This window comes from Gardnerella vaginalis 1500E, assembly GCF_000263595.1.
Taxonomy (GTDB): Bacteria; Actinomycetota; Actinomycetes; order Actinomycetales; family Bifidobacteriaceae; genus Bifidobacterium; species Bifidobacterium vaginale_E.
Genome location: NZ_ADES01000003.1, coordinates 1 through 18,409 on the forward strand (window position 1 = coordinate 1; position 18,409 = coordinate 18,409).

The 18,409-nt window shown below is 44.6% G+C and carries 15 protein-coding genes and 2 tRNA genes; 12 read left to right on the plus strand and 5 right to left on the minus strand.

Annotated features, from left to right (window positions below; translation table 11 throughout):
* Positions 1-61: 61 nt before the first annotated feature.
* Together glmS and CGSMWGV1500E_RS05110 are read left to right on the plus strand one after the other, a co-directional pair.
* Positions 62-1,969 (plus strand): glutamine--fructose-6-phosphate transaminase (isomerizing), encoded by a 1,908-nt coding sequence (glmS, locus tag CGSMWGV1500E_RS05115; protein WP_004126763.1) that lies wholly within the window; start codon positions 62-64, stop codon positions 1,967-1,969.
* Positions 1,970-2,005: 36 nt separating this feature from the next.
* Positions 2,006-3,436 carry an extracellular solute-binding protein gene (locus CGSMWGV1500E_RS05110; protein WP_004126765.1) on the plus strand — a complete coding sequence of 477 codons (1,431 nt, stop codon included), beginning with the start codon at positions 2,006-2,008 and terminating at the stop codon, positions 3,434-3,436.
* 22 nt (positions 3,437-3,458) lie between these two features.
* On the opposite strand, the gene CGSMWGV1500E_RS05105 is transcribed toward CGSMWGV1500E_RS05110, so the two are convergent.
* The 3 genes from CGSMWGV1500E_RS05105 to CGSMWGV1500E_RS05095 form a co-directional block, all read right to left on the minus strand.
* The gene (locus CGSMWGV1500E_RS05105; RefSeq protein WP_004126767.1) at positions 3,459-4,226 is read right to left on the minus strand and encodes a type III pantothenate kinase; all 768 of its coding nucleotides are present in this window, start codon (positions 4,224-4,226) and stop codon (positions 3,459-3,461) included.
* Positions 4,227-4,329: 103 nt separating this feature from the next.
* Positions 4,330-4,410 (minus strand) — tRNA-Leu (locus tag CGSMWGV1500E_RS05100).
* A gap of 81 nt (positions 4,411-4,491) precedes the next feature.
* A tRNA-Thr gene (locus tag CGSMWGV1500E_RS05095) sits at positions 4,492-4,564 on the minus strand.
* Positions 4,565-4,926: 362 nt separating this feature from the next.
* Between CGSMWGV1500E_RS05095 and pgi the strand changes: the two genes are divergently transcribed.
* Complete coding sequence (pgi, locus tag CGSMWGV1500E_RS05090; RefSeq protein ID WP_004126769.1) at positions 4,927-6,621, plus strand: glucose-6-phosphate isomerase; 1,695 nt, start codon at positions 4,927-4,929, stop codon at positions 6,619-6,621.
* A gap of 233 nt (positions 6,622-6,854) precedes the next feature.
* Here pgi and pdxT read toward each other — a convergent pair whose 3' ends face one another.
* Positions 6,855-7,460, minus strand: coding sequence for a pyridoxal 5'-phosphate synthase glutaminase subunit PdxT (pdxT, locus tag CGSMWGV1500E_RS05085; RefSeq protein WP_004126771.1), 606 nt, complete (start codon positions 7,458-7,460; stop codon positions 6,855-6,857).
* A 59-nt stretch (positions 7,461-7,519) separates the two neighbouring features.
* Complete coding sequence (gene pdxS / locus CGSMWGV1500E_RS05080; protein WP_004126774.1) at positions 7,520-8,455, minus strand: pyridoxal 5'-phosphate synthase lyase subunit PdxS; 936 nt, start codon at positions 8,453-8,455, stop codon at positions 7,520-7,522.
* Between the two features lie 312 nt (positions 8,456-8,767).
* On the opposite strand from pdxS, the gene CGSMWGV1500E_RS05075 reads away from it, so the two are divergent.
* The 9 genes from CGSMWGV1500E_RS05075 to CGSMWGV1500E_RS06225 all read left to right on the plus strand — a co-directional run.
* A complete protein-coding gene (locus CGSMWGV1500E_RS05075; protein WP_004126777.1) occupies positions 8,768-10,492 on the plus strand; it encodes an ABC transporter substrate-binding protein in 1,725 nt (574 codons plus the stop codon).
* 63 nt (positions 10,493-10,555) lie between these two features.
* Complete coding sequence (locus CGSMWGV1500E_RS05070) at positions 10,556-11,509, plus strand: ABC transporter permease (RefSeq protein WP_004126778.1); 954 nt, start codon at positions 10,556-10,558, stop codon at positions 11,507-11,509.
* Positions 11,510-11,522: 13 nt separating this feature from the next.
* Positions 11,523-12,377 carry an ABC transporter permease gene (locus CGSMWGV1500E_RS05065; protein WP_032843384.1) on the plus strand — a complete coding sequence of 285 codons (855 nt, stop codon included), beginning with the start codon at positions 11,523-11,525 and terminating at the stop codon, positions 12,375-12,377.
* Complete coding sequence (locus CGSMWGV1500E_RS05060; protein ID WP_004126780.1) at positions 12,374-14,068, plus strand: ABC transporter ATP-binding protein; 1,695 nt, start codon at positions 12,374-12,376, stop codon at positions 14,066-14,068. Before CGSMWGV1500E_RS05065 ends, CGSMWGV1500E_RS05060 begins: the two co-directional genes overlap by 4 nt.
* Before the next feature lie 116 nt (positions 14,069-14,184).
* Positions 14,185-14,679, plus strand: a complete 495-nt coding sequence (locus CGSMWGV1500E_RS05055; protein ID WP_004126783.1) for an S-ribosylhomocysteine lyase — start codon at positions 14,185-14,187, stop codon at positions 14,677-14,679.
* A gap of 53 nt (positions 14,680-14,732) precedes the next feature.
* A complete protein-coding gene (locus CGSMWGV1500E_RS05050) occupies positions 14,733-15,272 on the plus strand; it encodes a histone acetyltransferase (RefSeq protein WP_004137551.1) in 540 nt (179 codons plus the stop codon).
* 85 nt (positions 15,273-15,357) lie between these two features.
* Positions 15,358-16,737, plus strand: a complete 1,380-nt coding sequence (alr, locus tag CGSMWGV1500E_RS05045; protein WP_004574503.1) for an alanine racemase — start codon at positions 15,358-15,360, stop codon at positions 16,735-16,737.
* Positions 16,738-16,804: 67 nt separating this feature from the next.
* A complete protein-coding gene (locus tag CGSMWGV1500E_RS05040; RefSeq protein ID WP_004574504.1) occupies positions 16,805-18,088 on the plus strand; it encodes a deoxyguanosinetriphosphate triphosphohydrolase in 1,284 nt (427 codons plus the stop codon).
* 82 nt (positions 18,089-18,170) lie between these two features.
* Positions 18,171-18,409 (plus strand): zinc-ribbon domain-containing protein (locus tag CGSMWGV1500E_RS06225; RefSeq protein WP_155114851.1); only part of this gene is annotated, 239 nt, incomplete at its 3' end.

Sequence of the window (18,409 nt, forward strand, 5' to 3'; positions counted from 1 at the left end):
TCGAGATTTGACGCGAAGAAAGTACTGCACAAGCCTTGAGGTTGACGTATAATAGAAGATTATGTGTGGAATTGTGGGATATGCGGGTTTTGGCAAGGTTTGCGCAAAACCTTTGGAAGTTTGTTTAGGTGGATTAGAGCGTTTAGAGTATCGCGGATATGACTCTTCAGGCGTGGCGCTGGTGGCACCAGGAATGAGCAAGGTCGCCGTGCGCAAAAAAGCAGGACGCCTAGCTGTGTTGCGAGATGATATTAGTGCGGATCCTATGCCGGAAGCAAGCGCTGCAATAGGTCATACTCGCTGGGCCACGAACGGTGCTCCTTGCGATACAAACGCGCATCCTCACACAAGTGTTGATGGAAAAATCGCCCTTATTCATAACGGAATTATTGAAAACGCTGTTGTTCTAAAAGAACAACTTCACGAAGAAGGCTACGAATTTTCTTCCCAAACAGACACGGAAGTTGCTGCAAAACTGCTTGGTAAAATCGCGAACGAAATTGTGGAAGAAACCGGTAAAGCAGACTTATTTACAGCTCTTCGCCGCACTGCAAAAATGCTTAAGGGTGCTTTTACTCTTCTAGCAGTGGACGTTCGTCAGCCTGGTATTGTTGCAGCCGTTCGTCACGATTCTCCGCTTGTTGTTGGTCTTGGTGACGGAGAGTATTTCTTAGGTTCTGATGTTGCGGCTTTTGTGGCTTATACGGATCGCGTTTTAGAAGTTGGCCAAGATCAAGCTGTTTGCATTGGAAATATGGATCAAAGCGGTAAAGCTGGTTTGCTTCTTACTGATTTTGACGGCAAAGTTGTTCAAAATCCTACGTGTTTTACAGTTGACTGGGATGCGTCTGCTGTAGAAAAAGGCGGCTGGGATTCCTTTATGGATAAGGAAATTCATGAGGATCCGCATGCTGTTGCAGACACTTTGCGTGGGCGTTTTGACGCTCAGGGAAATATTGTTCTTGATGAAGTGCATATTAGTCAAGATGTTTTGCGATCGATTGACAAAATTATTGTTGTTGCTTGCGGAACGGCAAGTTACGCAGGTTTGGTTGCAAAATATGCGATTGAGCACTGGGTGCGTGTGCCGGTTGAGGTGGAGCTTGCTCACGAGTTTCGCTACAGAGACCCTATTTTGACGCATCGAACATTGGTGGTTGCAATATCGCAGTCTGGCGAAACAATGGACACTCTTATGGCTTTGCGTCACGCGCGTGAGCAGGGAAGTCGTGTGCTTGCAATATGCAATACGCAAGGCTCTAGCATTCCGCGCGAATCTGACGCAGTGCTCTACACTCACGCAGGTCCAGAAATCGCTGTTGCTTCTACTAAAGCTTTTGTTGCACAAATCGTGGCAGCATACATGCTCGGCCTTTATTTGGCACAAGTAAAAGGCACAATGTATCGCGACGAAATTCAGCAAATTGTGGCGCAATTAAAAGCTATGCCAAGTAAAATTCAGAATGTTCTCGATACTCAATCTGAAGCGATTATGAAAGCGGCTGAGCATACGCTTGAAGCTAAATCTTTCCTATTCTTAGGTCGTCATGTAGGATACCCTGTTGCGCTAGAAGGAGCGCTTAAGCTTAAGGAAATCGCATATACTTTCACAGAAGGTTTTGCAGCCGGTGAGCTTAAACACGGTCCAATCGCGCTTGTTGACGAGGGCGAGCCTGTTGTAGTAATTGTGCCTTCTTCTCGCGGACGCGACATTTTGCACTCAAAAGTAATTTCTGGAATTGAGGAAGTTAAAGCGCGCGGAGCATTTACTATTGCGGTTGCTGAAGAAGGGGATCCGGATGCTGAAAGATACGCGGATATTGTTTTCTGGCGTCCTGAATGCCCGACTCTTTTAAGCCCGCTTGTTGACGTTGTTGCGTTGCAGTTATTCGCAATGGATATGGCAAAATTAAAGGGTTACGATGTTGATAAGCCAAGAAATCTTGCCAAATCTGTAACTGTAGAATAAAACTTATGGTAACAAAATAGTAGTAGGCGGCAACTCATGCTTACATTCGCAAAAATATTGCAATCGCGCAATAGTTTGAAGCAATTAGTGCTTTCAATATTGTGTGTTTTGTCTTTATTGCTATCTTCCGGATGCGGAAATGCGGATGCTAGAACACGAATCACTGTGTGGTCGTGGGAACCAAGCATGAAGCGTATTGCAAAAGAGTTTGAGCGTCTTAATCCGGATCTTCGTGTTGTTGTAAAAGACACTAGCGGCTACAGCAATCTAAACAGCGCTATTCAAGACGGTTACGGAATACCGGATGTTGCTCAGCTGGAATATTTCGCACTACCGCAATACGCTGTAAGCGAGCAGCTGCTGGATATTACTGATCGAGTGCAGGGGACTAGAACTTTCTACACTCCAGGTACTTGGTCTTCTGTGCAACTAGGTGGGCGAATCTATGGCCTTCCAATGGATTCAGGCCCTATGGCTTGGTTTTATAACGATGACGTATTTAAGCAAGCTGGTGTTGACGCAACTAAAATACGCACTTGGGAAGATTACCGTCACGCTGCTAGAAAACTGAAGGATATTGGCGTTTATATTGCTGCAGATTCGGGAGATGCCAGCTTTTATAACGCTATGATTTGGCTTGCAGGTGGACGTCCTTTTATTACTTCGCACGATGGAAAAACAGTTACTGTGCGTTTGGGCTACGACAAGGGCACGCAAAAGTTTACTAAGTTTTGGCAGTCTATGATTGACGAAGGCTTAATTGACACACGAACTACAACCTGGACGCAACGCTGGAAAAATGGTATTGGAGCCGGCAAAATTGCTTCTGTTTTTGCTGGAGCTTGGATGCCTTCTCTGCTTCTGGAGAATGTGCCAGGTACAGCGGGATTGTGGAAGGTTGCGCATGTGCCAACGCTTCACGGCGAAAAACGCAATGCAGAAATGGGCGGATCTGCGCTATCTGTGTTGAAATTAAGTAGAAAGCCGGAAGCTGCTATGCGTTTTGTGAATTTTGTTTGTCATGAAATGCAAGGTATTAGAATGCGCGTTAACGGTGGAGCGTTTCCTGCGGATGTTGTAACTCTTGCTGACCCGAATTTTCTAAATCGAACAACAATACGTGATTCTCGCGGAATTGACATACCTTATTTTGGTGGTCAGAAATTTAACCGAGTATTTGCTGATGCTGCAAATCAAGTCGATACCAGATACCAGTATTTGCCGTTTGAAGTGTATTCCAGAAATGATTTTCGTACAACTGTTGGGCAGGCTTATGACTGGAGTAGAAAGTCGCGTACTCGCTTGAATGTGCAGTCTATGATTGACGCTGGAATTACTCAAGATGACGGCAGTCAGCTGTGGCTTCCAGACGATCCAGGTCCTCGTATTTCTATAAAAGATGGTTTAGATTTGTGGCAAAAAGACTTAAAAGAATACGGGTATAATCAAGGTTTTGTTGTTAGATAGAAAACTAACGCAAGTTTTAAAACTAGCGTAAGTTTCTTCTATAAATTTCTGCCATGCCTCTAAAAATCAAATTAGGATCGTAATAGTCGATTGATTGAACATCCTGCTCAAACAAACTACCCAATCCGCCTGTGGCAATCACCTTAAATGGCTCATTTATTTCACTCTTAAACTGTTCAATAGTGCGCTCAATGCCACCTAAGAAACTGTAGTATAAGCCGGCTTGCATGGCAGTAAGCGTAGATTTTGCAAGAACAGACTTTGGTCTAGAAATTTCAACTTCCGGAAGCTGAGCTGTATTATCCCACAAAGCTGCTGCTGCAGTTCTAATACCAGTACAAATAAGACCGCAGGTAATAGCGCCACTTTTATCAACGTAGTTGTATGTTGTAGCAGTGCCGAAGTCAATAACAAGAACAGGTCCGCCGTACTCGTTAAACGCGCCAACGCAATCAGCCAAGCAATCTGCACCAAGCGATTTAGGCTCGTCAATGCGAATATTCATGCCAGTTTTAACACCAGGGCCAACAATCATTGGGTCAATATTAAAGAATTTTATTATGCTAGAACGAAATGAGTGCATAACTTTTGGAACAACAGAAGCAATTATTATATCTTCAACATCGCTTGCTTTGAAGCCGCTTAAATGCAGGAATTGCATAAGTATAATGCCGTATTCGTCACAAGTACGGTTGGATTTTGTAGTCATGCGATACGTGTCGACGATTTTGTTATTTTTTAAAAAGCCAAGCACTATGTTTGTGTTGCCAATGTCTACTGCTACTAACATTTATACGCGCTTCCTGATGTTGATATTTATGGTTGATACTACTTATTGATATTACTTGTTGATATTAACGAAAGTTTGTGAATTGTAGATTTAAGATTTAACGTGCGCGAGATGGGACTTGAACCCACACGTCGTAAGACACAGGAACCTAAATCCTGCGCGTCTACCATTCCGCCACTCGCGCATAACTCATACAAATAATCGAGCGTGGAAAACACAAGTCGTAACACGAATCGTAAGTATTAACACGCTCGAATGAGTCGAGAGCCGCTTGACAGAATCGAACTGTCGACCTTCTCATTACGAGGGAGACGCTCTACCGACTGAGCTAAAGCGGCATGTTGCCCGAGACGCATTCGCGACTCGCGCACAAGAAAAGTATTTTATCGTATTTTTTTAGATTTGTCTAATTTGGCGCGCCGTGCCAACAGCTAACCCTCCAAATGTGAGGTAGGTTGCGCGCGTTTGGAGCGCCTGGCCCTTCGAAACCCTCCAAATGCGGGGTAGGTTGCGCGCGTTTGGAGTGCTTAACCCTCCGCAACGCTCCAAATGTGAGGTAGGTTGTGAGCATTATCAGTGTTATTGTGTTCATTTTTGTGTTAAGCTTCGCGTGTTTCTGTCTGCTTTTGTGAGTATCTTGTGAAGTGGATGATAGTGACAATTGCTGTCGCATCAGTTAAAGAAATGAAAGGACCTAGAAATGGCCATCAATCCGCCAGTTGACGCCGTAAAAACCCCAGAGTGGGCTGCATTGCAGAAGCATTACGACGAGTTGCAATCAGAAGGCGTCTGCCTGAAGAAGTGGTTTGCAGAGGATGCAAATCGCGTGGATAAGTTGAGCTTCGAAGCTGGAGATCTCCACTTCGATCTTTCTAAGAATTTAATTAAGCCTGAAACTCTTAAGCTTTTTGCCGACCTTGCAAAGGCTGTAAAGCTTGACGAGCGCACTAAGGCAATGTACACCGGCGTGCACATTAACAATACTGAAGATCGTGCAGTTTTGCATACTGCTTTGCGTCGTCCTGCAGAGGATGCTGGCAAGTTCATTGTTGACGGCCAGGATACTGTTGCAGATGTTCGTGAAGTTTTGGGTCGCATTTACGATTTCGCTAACGAAGTTCGCTCCGGCGCTTGGAAGGGCGTTACCGGCAAGAACATCAAGACTGTTGTAAACATTGGTATCGGCGGTTCCGACTTGGGTCCGGTCATGGTTTACGAAGCTTTGAAGCCATATGCTGACGCTGGTATTAGCGCTCGCTACGTTTCTAACATTGATCCAAACGACATGGCCGAAAAGACCAAGGATTTGGATCCAGAAACCACTTTGTTCATCATTGTTTCTAAGACTTTCACCACTTTGGAAACTTTGACCAACGCTCGTACCGCTCGTACCTGGTTGCTTAATAAGCTTCAGGAGTGCGGCGCTATTGACGGCAGCGACGCAAAGAAGGCTGAAGCTGTTGCTAAGCACTTCGTAGCTGTTTCCACCAACCTTGAAAAGGTTGAAGAGTTCGGCATTAACCCAACCAACGCCTTTGGCTTCTGGAACTGGGTTGGCGGTCGTTACTCCGTGGACTCCGCTGTTGGTACTTCTTTGGCCGTTGTTCTCGGCCCAGAGCGCTTTGAGGAGTTCTTGAAGGGCTTCCACGCAATCGATACTTACTTTGCTGAAACCCCATTCGAGAAGAATGTTGTGGTTCTTCTTGGTATGCTCAACGTTTGGTACCGCAACTTCTACAAGGTTGCTTCCCACGCTGTGCTTCCATACGATCAGTATTTGCACCGCTTCCCAGCTTATTTGCAGCAGCTCACCATGGAATCCAACGGTAAGTCTGTGCGCTGGGATGGCACTCCTGTAACAAGCGAAACCGGCGAAATCTTCTGGGGCGAGCCAGGCACCAACGGCCAGCACGCTTTCTACCAGTTGATTCACCAGGGCACTCAGCTTATTCCAGCTGATTTCATTGCATTTGTGAACACGCCAAATCCTACTAAGGATGGCGATCAGGACGTTCACGAGCTCTTCTTGGGTAACTATCTTGCACAGACCAAGGCTCTTGCATTCGGTAAGACTGCTGACGAAGTTCGCGCAGAAGGCACTCCAGAAGAGATCGTTCCAGCTCGCGTATTCAGCGGCAACCGTCCAACCACTTCCATCTTCGGCGATGCTTTGACCCCATTTAGCTTGGGCGAGCTTATTGCTCTCTACGAGCACATCACCTTCGTTGAAGGCACTGTTTGGGGCTTGGATTCTTACGATCAGTGGGGCGTGGAGCTTGGCAAGCAGCTTGCAAAGCAGATTACTCCTGCAATTTCTCAGGATGATGACGCTTTGGCAGCTCAGGATGCTTCTACGCAGAGCTTGATTCGCTTCTACCGCGCGCATCGCAAGTAGTTTGCAAGCATATTAAATAAGGCTTGTCTATTTGCCTAAAAATTAAAACCTCTTGGTGAGTGTTAATCATTCACCAAGAGGTTTTTGTTTAGATAAAGAAATTTCGTCATATCTAGACGTAGTAGCTTAATGGCTCTTTGCGCGGGTGAGTAGTTTAGGTCGTTTTTTAGCCGGATTTCGACCAAAACGGCGCGCGCGTGAGTAGTTTAGGTCGCCTATGCGCGCAGATTCAACTACAGATTCAAGAAAAGCTGGTGGATTCGCGTATCGTCGTCAAGTTCCGGATGGAAGGACGTGCCGATTTGATTTCCTTGGCGCGCTGCCACCACGTGACCGTCAACAGTTGCAAGAACTTCAGCATTAGAGCCGACTTCTGCAATATAAGGCGCGCGAATAAACGTCATTGGGACTGCACCAAGATCGCCAAAATTAGCATCGCAGTGGAAGCTTCCCAGCTGGCGGCCGTAAGCGTTGCGCTTAACAGTTACGTCCAATGTGCCGAATCCGTTGACTTCATTTCCTTCTACGTTCTTTGCAAGCAAAATCAAGCCTGCGCAAGTGCCAAGAACAGGCATTCCGCCTGCAATGCGTTCACGCAAAGGTTCGAGCATATTCTGCTCTCGAAGAAGCTTAGCTTGCACGGTGCTTTCGCCGCCTGGAAGTACTAAGCGGTCAAAAGATTGCTCCAAATCGCGCGCTTGACGAAGCTCAATAACGCGCGCGCCAAGTTTCTCAAGCATTAAGCGATGCTCAAGAAAAGCTCCCTGAACTGCTAAAACAGCTACAGTCTTAGGAGTGGTTGCGTTTGAAGTTATAGTAGGGGAGTTTGCCAAAATCATTCGCCTCAATTACTTGACTTAATTACTTGATTTAGTCACTTAGCTTAGTCGCTTGACTATCACTCGCCGCGTTCGGCCATCAAGAGCTTGATTTCCTGCTCGTTAATGCCAACCATAGCTTCGCCCAAGTTTTCGGAGAGCTTAGCAATCATCTTAGCGTCTTTGTAATTAGTCACAGCCTTTACGATTGCAGCAGCGCGCTTTGCTGGGTCGCCCGACTTAAAGATGCCGGAGCCAACGAACACGCCTTCAGCGCCGAGCTGCATCATCAAAGCAGCGTCGGCTGGGGTTGCAACGCCACCTGCAGCGAAGTTTACTACAGGAAGCTTTCCGTTTTGTGCAACATATTTTACGAGTTCAAATGGTACGCGCAAATTCTTAGCTTCCTCAAAAAGCTCGTCCTCGCGCATGCTGGTTAGTTTACGAATAGCGGAATTCATCATGCGCATGTGACGCACAGCTTGAATCACGTCTCCAGTTCCAGGCTCACCCTTAGTGCGAATCATGGAAGCACCTTCGTTGATTCGGCGCAAAGCTTCGCCTAAATCTTTAGCTCCGCAAACAAAAGGAACAGCAAAATCGCGCTTATTAATGTGGTACACGTCGTCAGCTGGGGAAAGTACTTCGCTTTCGTCAATGTAATCAATCTCAATAGCTTCAAGTACCTGCGCTTCAACAAAGTGACCAATACGGCATTTTGCCATAACAGGAATAGACACAGCCTCTTGAATGCCGTGAATCATTGCTGGATCGCTCATTCGAGAAACGCCGCCGGCTGCGCGAATATCAGCAGGAATACGCTCCAAGGCCATAACTGCGCAAGCGCCAGAATCTTGCGCAATTCGTGCCTGCTCTGGGGTGGTGACGTCCATAATTACGCCGCCTTTAAGCATTTGAGCCAGCTGGCGGTTCAATGCTGTACGGTCTTCGCCGCTTTGGTTTTGCGGATCCGAGGATTCGTTTACAGTTACTGTAGTATTCAAGTTCTCAGTCATCATTCCTCGCTTTGTATTAAATGTGTTTGCGCACGTTTGCAAGTTTATGTTCTGTTGGAATTTAATCACATTCGTAGGATATATGCCTAATAAATAGTACAACCTTGTGCGTTCTTAAAATCGTATTTATACAAATTTTTCATTAGTTTTTTGGATGATTGCACGGTGAGCCTGCTTTTAGCTTGCGCTACGATTAATACTGCCGGCGACTTAGGGTTGATTTTATTTAATTTTCAATCAAGCGTCGAGCATAAAACAATTAATAATAAATAACAACTAAATAACTTAGTACCATTTAGAAAGGTTTATGGTATGGGTAACGCAAAACCCGAGGAAGGCGTGCACGAAGAAAACGGCGCGACTGAAAAATTCTCTGGTGAATTTTACGCAACTAATTCTTACGACAATGCGTCTGCAGGTAGCGCGTCTGCAGATAATGCGTCTAAATCAAGTACAGACGACTCGCTTAATGCAGCTGCAAAATCAAACACTTCATCAAAAAATCGCAAGCTAAGCAAGCCTTGGCTATTTACAATAGTAATTGTTGCGATTGTTGTAATAAGCGCTATTTTTGCAACGGTAACTGACCCAAGCTTGTTCAAGTCGCAAAACGCTGTGTCTACAATGTCACACAAAACCGTCACAATCGGACTCAAACTTTCTCCTACGAACCTAGATATTAGAAACCAGTCCGGTTCTTCGCTAGATCAGCTTCTTATTGGTAACGTTTACGAGGGTTTGGTTGCGAGAAATGAAAAGAACCAAGTTTCGCCTTCTTTGGCAAAAAGATGGGAAGTAAGCAAAGACGGCTTACGCTACACTTTCTATTTGCGTAAGGATTCTGTGTTTTCTAACGGTCACAAGCTTACTGCAAAGGATGCTGCGTGGTCATTTAATGAGCTTGTTTCTAAGCAGTATCGCGGCTCGAATATGGTTGGAAAAGTTGAGTCTGCAAAAGCGAAGGACGATTACACATTTGAAATTACGCTTAAAGAGCCAAATGCGAAGCTTTTGTGGGCTTTGTGCTCTCGAGCAGGCTTAGTGTTTGATAAAACAGCTAAATACGACGCTAAAACGCAGGCGGTTGGCTCAGGACCTTACTTAATTGAAAAGTTCGTGCCTTCAGATCGCGTTGTGTTAAAGGCAAATCCGCGCTATAAGGGTATTCATCCTGCTAAAACCGAAAAAGTTGTTGTTCGCTACTTTGTGGATGACAACGCTGCTGTAGACGCGCTTTCTTCTGGAGCCGTTAAAGCTCTTGCTCCTATTTCCGGTCAGCTTGCTAAGCCGTTTAAGGATGATTCTAAGCGTTATGTTGTTCGAGCTGGAAACGGCACAGACAAGTTCGTGCTTGCTATGAACATGAATGGCGAGCATACGAAGGATGCTCGTGTGCGAAAAGCTATTCGTTACGCGATTGATCATAAGCAGATTATTGCGTCTCGAGGCGGCACAGATTTGGCGCTTGGTGGCCCAATCCCATCTCTTGACCCAGGTTATGAGGATCTAACTAAGCTTTACCCTCATAATATTGATCGCGCGAAGTCTCTTATGAAAGATGCAGGCTTCGATAAGTCGCATCCTCTGAAACTTTCGCTTACTTACCCGAATATTTACGGCACTCAACTTGGTGACCAATTGCGCTCGCAGCTTGAAGCTGTTGGTGTTGATTTGCGCGTGAATGTTGTTGAGTTTACAACTTGGCTTCAGGACGTGTACAAGAATAAGCAGTACGATTTGTCGATGGTTGACCACAACGAAAGCCACGATTTTGGCCAGTGGGCGGATCCTACTTACTACTACGGTTACGATAATAAGCAGGTTCAGGACTTGTATGCGAAGGCAATGCTTTGCGCGAATGAGAATGAGTCGTACGAGCTGCTTAAGAAAGCTGCACGAATTATTAGCAAGGATGCGCCTGCAGATTGGCTGTTTAACTATCGCGTTGTAACTGCAAAAGTAAAGAATCTTGAAGGAATGCCTTTTGACATGAATCAGGAGATTTTGCCGCTTTACAACCTTCGTTTAGTTAAATAATTAAAAGGCTGAAGCAAAAGTTAAACAAGTAATTAAAAATTGATGCAAAAAGGGGAGTTATTAATGTTTCGCATGATATGCCAACGTTTGCTGCTTTTTATTGTGGCTTTGTTTTGCATTTCTGCGGCTGTTTTTCTTGCGCTTCGTGTTCTTCCGGGAGACGTTGCGCAAGTTATGGCAGGTCTTAACTCCCCTCATGGAAAGGTGGAGCAGCTACGCGCCGAACTCGGCTTAAATAAGCCACTTTTTACTCAATATGCCGATTGGCTTCTGGGTGTTATGCGTGGAGATTTCGGCGTTTCTGTTCTAACGGGCAGGCCCGTGGTTTCAATGATTTTAGGCCGTGCTACTATAACGTTTCCGCTGATTTTTTTGGGACTTGCTATTGCGCTCGCAATTGGTATTCCACTTGGCTGTTTTAAGGTAACTCATGAAGGGAAGCTATCTCAAGTGGTTTCTCGATTTACTGCTATTTCTGCAGGATCTGTGCCAGCTCTTTGGGGTGGAATGATTCTTATTTTGCTATTTGGCAAAGGTGTTGGCGTAGTGGGTCTTCTTCCTACTCAGGGTTTTCCAACTGACGGCTGGAGTGATTTTTCCGAAGCGTTTTTGTCTCTGCTTTTGCCGGCGATTACGGTTGGAATTATTGTTGGCTCTAGTTTTATGCGCTACACTGCAGCAATTCTTGAAAATATTGCTAATAGTGAAATTGCTGCTGAAGCAATGGCTTGCGGAATGACTCGTAAGCAGGTTGTTTGGCGAGTTGGTTTGCGTCTGGCTCTTGCTCAGTTAGTTTCTGTTATTGGCTTGACTTTCGCTCACATGGTTATGGGTGTGATGGTTATTGAAAACCTGTTTTCTTTACCTGGAATGGGTATGGGTTTGGTTCGAGATGTTGGTTTGCGCGATTTAATTGCCGTGCAGGGTGAACTTTTTATGCTTGCGGCTCTTTTTCTGCTAATTGGTTTTGCAGTTGATATTGCTCACAGGCTGCTAGACCCTAGGTTGTCAAGGTGATTTTGTGAAAAAGATGCAATTTACTATTCTAAAACGTATATGGCGTGCTTCTTTTGGTAAATTCGTATGCGTAACGCTTTTTCTTTGGCTTGCTATTGCTGCAATCTCACTGTTTTGGACTCCTTATTCTCTTCTAAAAACAAACGGCTACGAAGTGTGGCAGAAGCCGTCTTTGGCACACTTACTTGGTACTGATGGAACTGGCGCCGACATGCTTAGCTGGCTTATGGCAGGTTCTCGAGTGGAGCTTGTTATAGTTGTTTGCACAGTTATGATTTCTGCTTTAATTGGCACGGTTTTGCTTAGCATTATGATTTCGCAGTATAAAATTATTCGTGCAACAAGCGTTATGGCTGTTGATGCTCTTATTTCTGTTCCAACTGTTCTGATTGCTCTTATGCTTGCGGTTCCGTTTGGCGCAAACGTTTTGGTGATTGTGATTGCTTGTGGATTTGGATACGGTTTTAATCTGGCTCGTATTGTGCGTCCAAGCGCAAAGCTTGTTTTGCAATCAGATTACGTAAATTCAGCTATTTCTCAAGGCGCTTCAAGAAGATATGTGCTACTTCGTCATGTGCTCCCTAATATTACGCCTGTAGCGCTTGTGCAGCTTTCTCTTTCTGCAGGTACGGTGATTTTGGCAGAAAGTGGATTAACTTACTTGGGTGTAGGTGTGCCGTCGGGAGTTCCTAGCTGGGGGCGTGTTTTGGCAACTTCCGTAACGCTTATTCACGTCAATCCTTTGGCTGTTCTATGGCCGGGATTAATCGTAACAATAGTTGTTGTTGCTCTTAATCTGCTAGGTGACGTGTTGCGCAAAGTATTGGATCCTTGCGCAAAAAGTATGAATAAAGTAGGCGCAAAATGAGCTTAAATATTCAAAATCTTACGTTAAATCTTGGTAAAAAAACTATTCTTAACAACGTTTCGCTGCATGTTGAAGATGGTGAGCGTGTTGGCTTAGTTGGGGCTTCTGGCTCTGGAAAATCTATGCTTCTTCGCGCTGCAACCGGCTTGCTTCCGTCTGAAACTAAAATTTCTGGATCTTGCATGCTTGGGGGAGTTCAAACTGTTGGCGCTAGTGATGAGAATCTTGCTCGCCTTCGAGGAAAATACGTGGGCGTGGTATTTCAGCAGGCTAATCGCGCGCTTAATCCAATGCTAAGTGTTGAGGAACAGATTTCGCTTCCTTTGCGCATTCACTACCAACTTGATGCAGATGACGTTCATAATAGAGTTTGCGTAATGCTTGAAAAGGTTGGTTTGCCGCAGAATATTATTTCTAAACGCACTTTTGAACTTTCTGGCGGACAGCTGCAGCGAGTTGGTATTGCAACAGCTTTAATTACTTCTCCGCGGCTTATTTTGGCTGACGAACCTACTACTGCTCTCGATAGTGTAACTCAAAAAGAAGTTGTTAACATGTTGACTTCGCTTGTTGACAACATGGGCGCTTCTATGCTTTTTGTAACTCACGATTTTTCTGTGCTTTCAAAAGCTGCTAAGCGTTGTTATGTTCTTGATTCTGGGCGATTGGTTGACAGTGCAGAAGTCCAAGATTTGCTTGAAAATCCGCGCGTTACTTCAACTAAGCAATTGGTTGATGCTGCTAAAAAGTTGACTTTAAGAGCGCAAAAAATAGATTCTCAAAATGTAAGTCGCGAAAGTGTAAGTCTGGAAAGTGTAAGTCTGGAAAGTGTAAGTCTGGAAAGTGTAAGTCTGGAAAGTGTAAGTCTGGAAAGTGTAAGTCTGGAAAGTGTAAGTCGCGAAAATTCTGCGCTTTTAACTGCAAAAAACATTCACGTTACTTTGGGTCGTGCCTCAGCTCGCGCAGAAGTTTTGAAGGGTGTTAATCTAGAGCTTTTCAAAGGAGAATCGCTTGCTATTATTGGCGGTTCTGGCTCTGGTAAAACAACTCTTATTCGCGCAATGTTAGGTCTTCAAAAAATTTCAGATGGAATTGTTACTTATGATTCACAAATAGTGAATTCTTCTGCAAATCACAAAAAAATTTCCTATTATAGTGCGCTTCGTAAAGAAACTTCTCTTGTTTTTCAGCATCCATTTGCGGCTTTAGATCCGCGCTGGACTGTTCTAAAAAGTGTTGCCGAACCGCTTAATATTTGGCGAAAATCTCTTCGATTAGACGATGCAACTATTTGCAACAGAGTTGAAGAAATGTTGCAAATAGTAGGATTAAATCCTAAAGATTTTTTGGCACGTTATCCTCATGAGCTTTCTGGAGGTCAGGCTCAGTGTGTTGCTATTGCGCGCGCACTGATTAATAATCCTCGAATTTTGGTTGCAGACGAGCCAATGAGTGCAATTGACGTTGCTGAAAGAACTCGTATTCTTGAAGCTTTTGCGGCAATTCGAAAAGAGCGCCCAACAATGTCGTGTGTTTTCGTAAGCCACGATTTAGGTATGATTCAGAATTTAGCAACACGCGTAATTGTTCTTAACGATGGAAAAATTGTGGAATCTGGAAGAGTAATCGATGTTCTAAATAGTCCGCAAAATGACTACACTCGTGCTCTCGTAAACGCGGCAATCATGTAAATAAATCTTTCAACTAATAAATCTTTCAACTAATTAGGCAACTACCGTCTACTATAGAAGTACTTAGTGCGTAAAGAGTACGTTGTTTATTGTGTAGTTAAGCGAAAGGAATACTTATGAATAAGCAGGATGCGTCTAGACCTAGACCAGAAAGTTTTGAACTAGATCATACTAAAGTAAAAGCACCTTATGTGCGCTATATCAATACGCAAAAAGGTCCTAATGGGGATGTTATTTCCAACTATGATATTCGTTTAACGCAGCCTAATGAGGAAGCAATTCCTACTGCAGCTTTGCACACAATTGAGCATATGATTGCAGTGTTACTTCGCGAGCGTATTGATGGCTATATTGATTGCTCGCCTTTTGGTTGCAGAACTGGTTTTCATCTGCTAACTTGGGGCGAACACAGCACAGAAGATGTGGCGCGCGCTTTAAAGGAATCTCTTGAGTTTATTGCGTTTAAGGCGACTTGGGATGATGTTCCTGCAACAACTATTGAATATTGCGGTAACTATAGAGACCACAGTTTATTTGGTGCTAGTCAATGGTGTAAAGATATTCTAGCGAAGGGAATTAGTTCGGATCCTTTTGAGCGCAAACTTGTGTAAGTAATAATTAGCTAATTTTGCGTAGTTTTATTTGCTTTCTTTTAGAGGTTGACATGGAAGATGTAACATTGAGAAAAGCAACTCTTGGTGACTTGCGAAATATTGAGCATATTTATGAAAATGCTCGCAAATTTATGCGTGTTACAGGCAATCCTCATCAGTGGGGGAATAGTTTTCCACTTGTTTCAAGTGTTATTGAGGATATTCGTTTAAAACGTTTCTATTTGATTGTTGACGAGGACCCAGAATCATGTAACGAGCGTATTCTAGCGCAATTCGCATTATGCGAAGGTGTTGATGAAGTGTATGCCAGTATTGACGGTGCGTGGCTTGATGATATTTCCCCCTATGTAACAATTCACCGCTTAGCATCTTCGGGAATAAAACCAAAAATGGCAACAGCGTGCTTGCATTGGGTGCAGCAAAACTATAATAATGTACGCATTGACACACATCCAGATAACGTAATTATGCAAAAAGTAATTACGCGTGCAGGGTTTAGTCGTTGTGGATTGGTCGTTATTCCAGATCGTGTACACAGTGCAGTACGTATTGCATATCAATGGATGCAAACACTTAATCATGTCATATGAAATGCGCGTGTGTTCTTAAAAGCTTATGGAGAGTATACAAAAGAGCATGTAGCATTAAAAGCATACTAAATCAGTTAGGTGAGTTATGAGTACAGATTTAAGTCATGCGGCAAGTAATAGTGCACGTAATGCGGCAATGTTAGAAGCAAACTATGCTGGCGCTTTAAGTACATACCCAGGTCAGGTAATCGTTGATTTGAAGGCGCTCCGAGATAATATGCGCACTTTGGTTGCGCGCGTTAGTCAAGATTTGCAGCCTGGCAAAAATGCGCCGGAAGTTATGGGGGTAGTAAAAGCAGACGGATACGGTCACGGGCTTATTCCTAGTGCGCTCGCAGCTTTAGCTGGAGGTGCTACTTGGCTTGGCACAGCTCAACCATACGAAGCGTTACGTTTGCGTGCAGCTGGTATTGATTCAAACCGCTGCCATATTCTCACTTGGCTTACAAGCGCTCCAACTACCAGATTTGCGGATTTAATTTCAGAAAATATTGATATTTCTGTTGGATCTATTGACTCTCTCGACGCTGTGGCTCGCTCTGCACGTGCTTTAGGAAAGCCTGCGCGCGTACACGTAAAAGTCGATACAGGTTTTGGGCGAAACGGTTTTACTCCAGAAGGTTTTAGTGCCGCTTTAGAAAAATTGCGTCAATACTCTAGCGAAGGTGTGATCGAGGTTATTGGCCAATGGAGTCATTTAGCTGTGGCAGATTCTCCAGACGTTCCAGAATTTGTAGACGCAACAGACCGACAAATCCAACAATTCCACGAGTTTACAAAACGCATGAAAGAAGCTGGTTTAGCGCCTAAAATCCGTCATTTAGCAAATACTGCTGCAACACTTAATCGTCCAGAAATTCGTTTTGAGCTTGTTCGCCCAGGAATCGGTTTGTACGGCTACGAGCCGGATCCTGCAATGGGAACTTCTCAAACTTACGGATTGCAGCCTGCTATGACTCTTCAAGCCCAGCTTGGCACTGTAAAAACTGTAGAAGAAGGACATGGAATTTCATACGGACGCACGTATTTAACTCCAAATAATACGAGTACTGCTATTGTGCCGCTTGGCTACGCTGACGGAATTTTGCGTTCTGCTTCTGGATTCGATATGCAAGGTGCGCGTCATGTTAATAAGCCAGGTGGTCCGGTTAGAGTAGAAACAAATAATGGTGCTCGAATTGTGAACGTTTCTGGGCGAGTTTGCATGGATCAGTTCATAGTTGATTTAAAAGGCAATGCTGCAGAGTTAGGTGTTCGAGAAGGCGATACTGTAACGCTTTTTGGACCTGGAAGAGGCTTGGAATTTGCTGAGCCTACTGCAGACGATTGGGCAAAAGCTGCAGGAACAATCAGCTACGAAATTATGACTGGAATTGGCGCTCGCGTGCCTCGTCTCTACCGCAATGCTTACGAAGTGCTATCTTCTAGCGATATTTCAAAACTGGACGCAAAAAGTCTTATATAACTTGTTACTGTTTGTTTTAAGACAGTTAATAAAAAATAGTCTTAATTGCAGATAAAAGAGGTGCTAGATGTGCAACGAAGTAATTGCATCAGATAACGAAGTCGTTGGCGAATACGATTTGCACGACACTGAGCGCTGGGCGAGTGAGCCTCATCACACTCGTGCTAGAACGCCTTTTGAAAGGGATCGCGCGCGAATCATACACTCGTCTGCGCTTCGTAGATTGGGTGCGAAAAGCCAGGTTTTAGTTGCAGGCTCGGATGATTTTGCTCGAACTCGCTTAACGCATACTCTAGAAGTTGCACAAATTGGTAGACAGATTGCAGCAATGCTCGGCTGTGATCCGGATGTTGTTGATTGCGCTTGCTTGTCTCACGACTTGGGTCACCCGCCTTTTGGCCACAACGGTGAGCGTGCGCTCGCAGAGTTGGCGAAAAATATTGGTGGTTTTGAAGGAAACGCGCAAACTCTTCGCTTACTTACACGCTTAGAACCGAAAGTTTTGCGGCAAAACGGCAGGAGTGCAGGAGTAAATCTTACGCGCGCAGCATTAGATGCTGCAGTGAAGTATCCGTGGGGATTAGAAGAAGCTAAGGCGCACGACAAAGGTGAGCGCGATCTTAAATTCTGCGTGTATCCGGATGATCGTGATGTGTTTGAATGGCTGAAAATTGGCGCTCCTAAAAACTCGCGTCCAATGGAATGCCAGATTATGGATCTTTCGGACGATATTGCTTACAGTGTGCACGATATTGAAGATGCGATTGTAACCGGCGCTTTTAATCCTGCTTTAGTTGCGGATTCAAAAGTCGTAGATAAAGTTGTTGAAGAAACTCATGCATGGTATGGAGATCGTTGGGATGTAGATAAACTTTTGGCGGCTTTGCAGCGTTTAAGGAAGCGCGCAATGTTCCCTGATTCTTTCGACGGTTCACGCCGAGCGTTAGCGCAGTTGAAAAATATTACTAGCGCTCTTATTGGACGTTTCGCAAGTTCTGTTGAGCACGCTACGCGTGAGCGTTATGGCAACGGTCCGCTTGTTCGTTACCGAGCAAACCTTGTAATTCCGGAAGATACTTCCTACGAGATTGTAATACTTAAAAGTTTGGCAGTGCACTTTATAATCGCTCCTCGCGAGCGTGAAGTTTATAAGCGCGAACAGAAGATTTTGACGGATTTAGTGGAAGTCTTTATGAGCAAGTCGCCGCGTTCACATGATGCTATGGAAGAAGTGTTCGTAGGGGATTGGAACGAGTGCACTAATGATGATGAGCGTCTTCGTGTGGCAATCGACCAGGTTGCAAGCTTAACAGACGGTTCCGCCGCAACTCTTCACGCGGCTTTGTGTTAGGTGCTTTTGCTAAGTGCTTTGTGCAGGGGGAGCTGTGAGTGTAGATTTGTTGTAAAGACTAAATTGTGCGAAGAAGGTTGCTATGTTTTGTATAAATTGCGGAAATAAGATTGACGAAAGTGACAAGTTTTGTGCTTTTTGTGGAGCGCTTGTTGAAAATGTAGAGCAGGAGCAGCAACCTCAAGCAAACCAGCAACTCCAATATAACCAGCAACCGCAAGTAAACCAGCAACCACAAACAAACCAGCAACAACAGCAACCACAGCAGTCACAGCAACCGACGAATCAGCCAAATCAGACGAATCAGCCAAAAGAACTAAA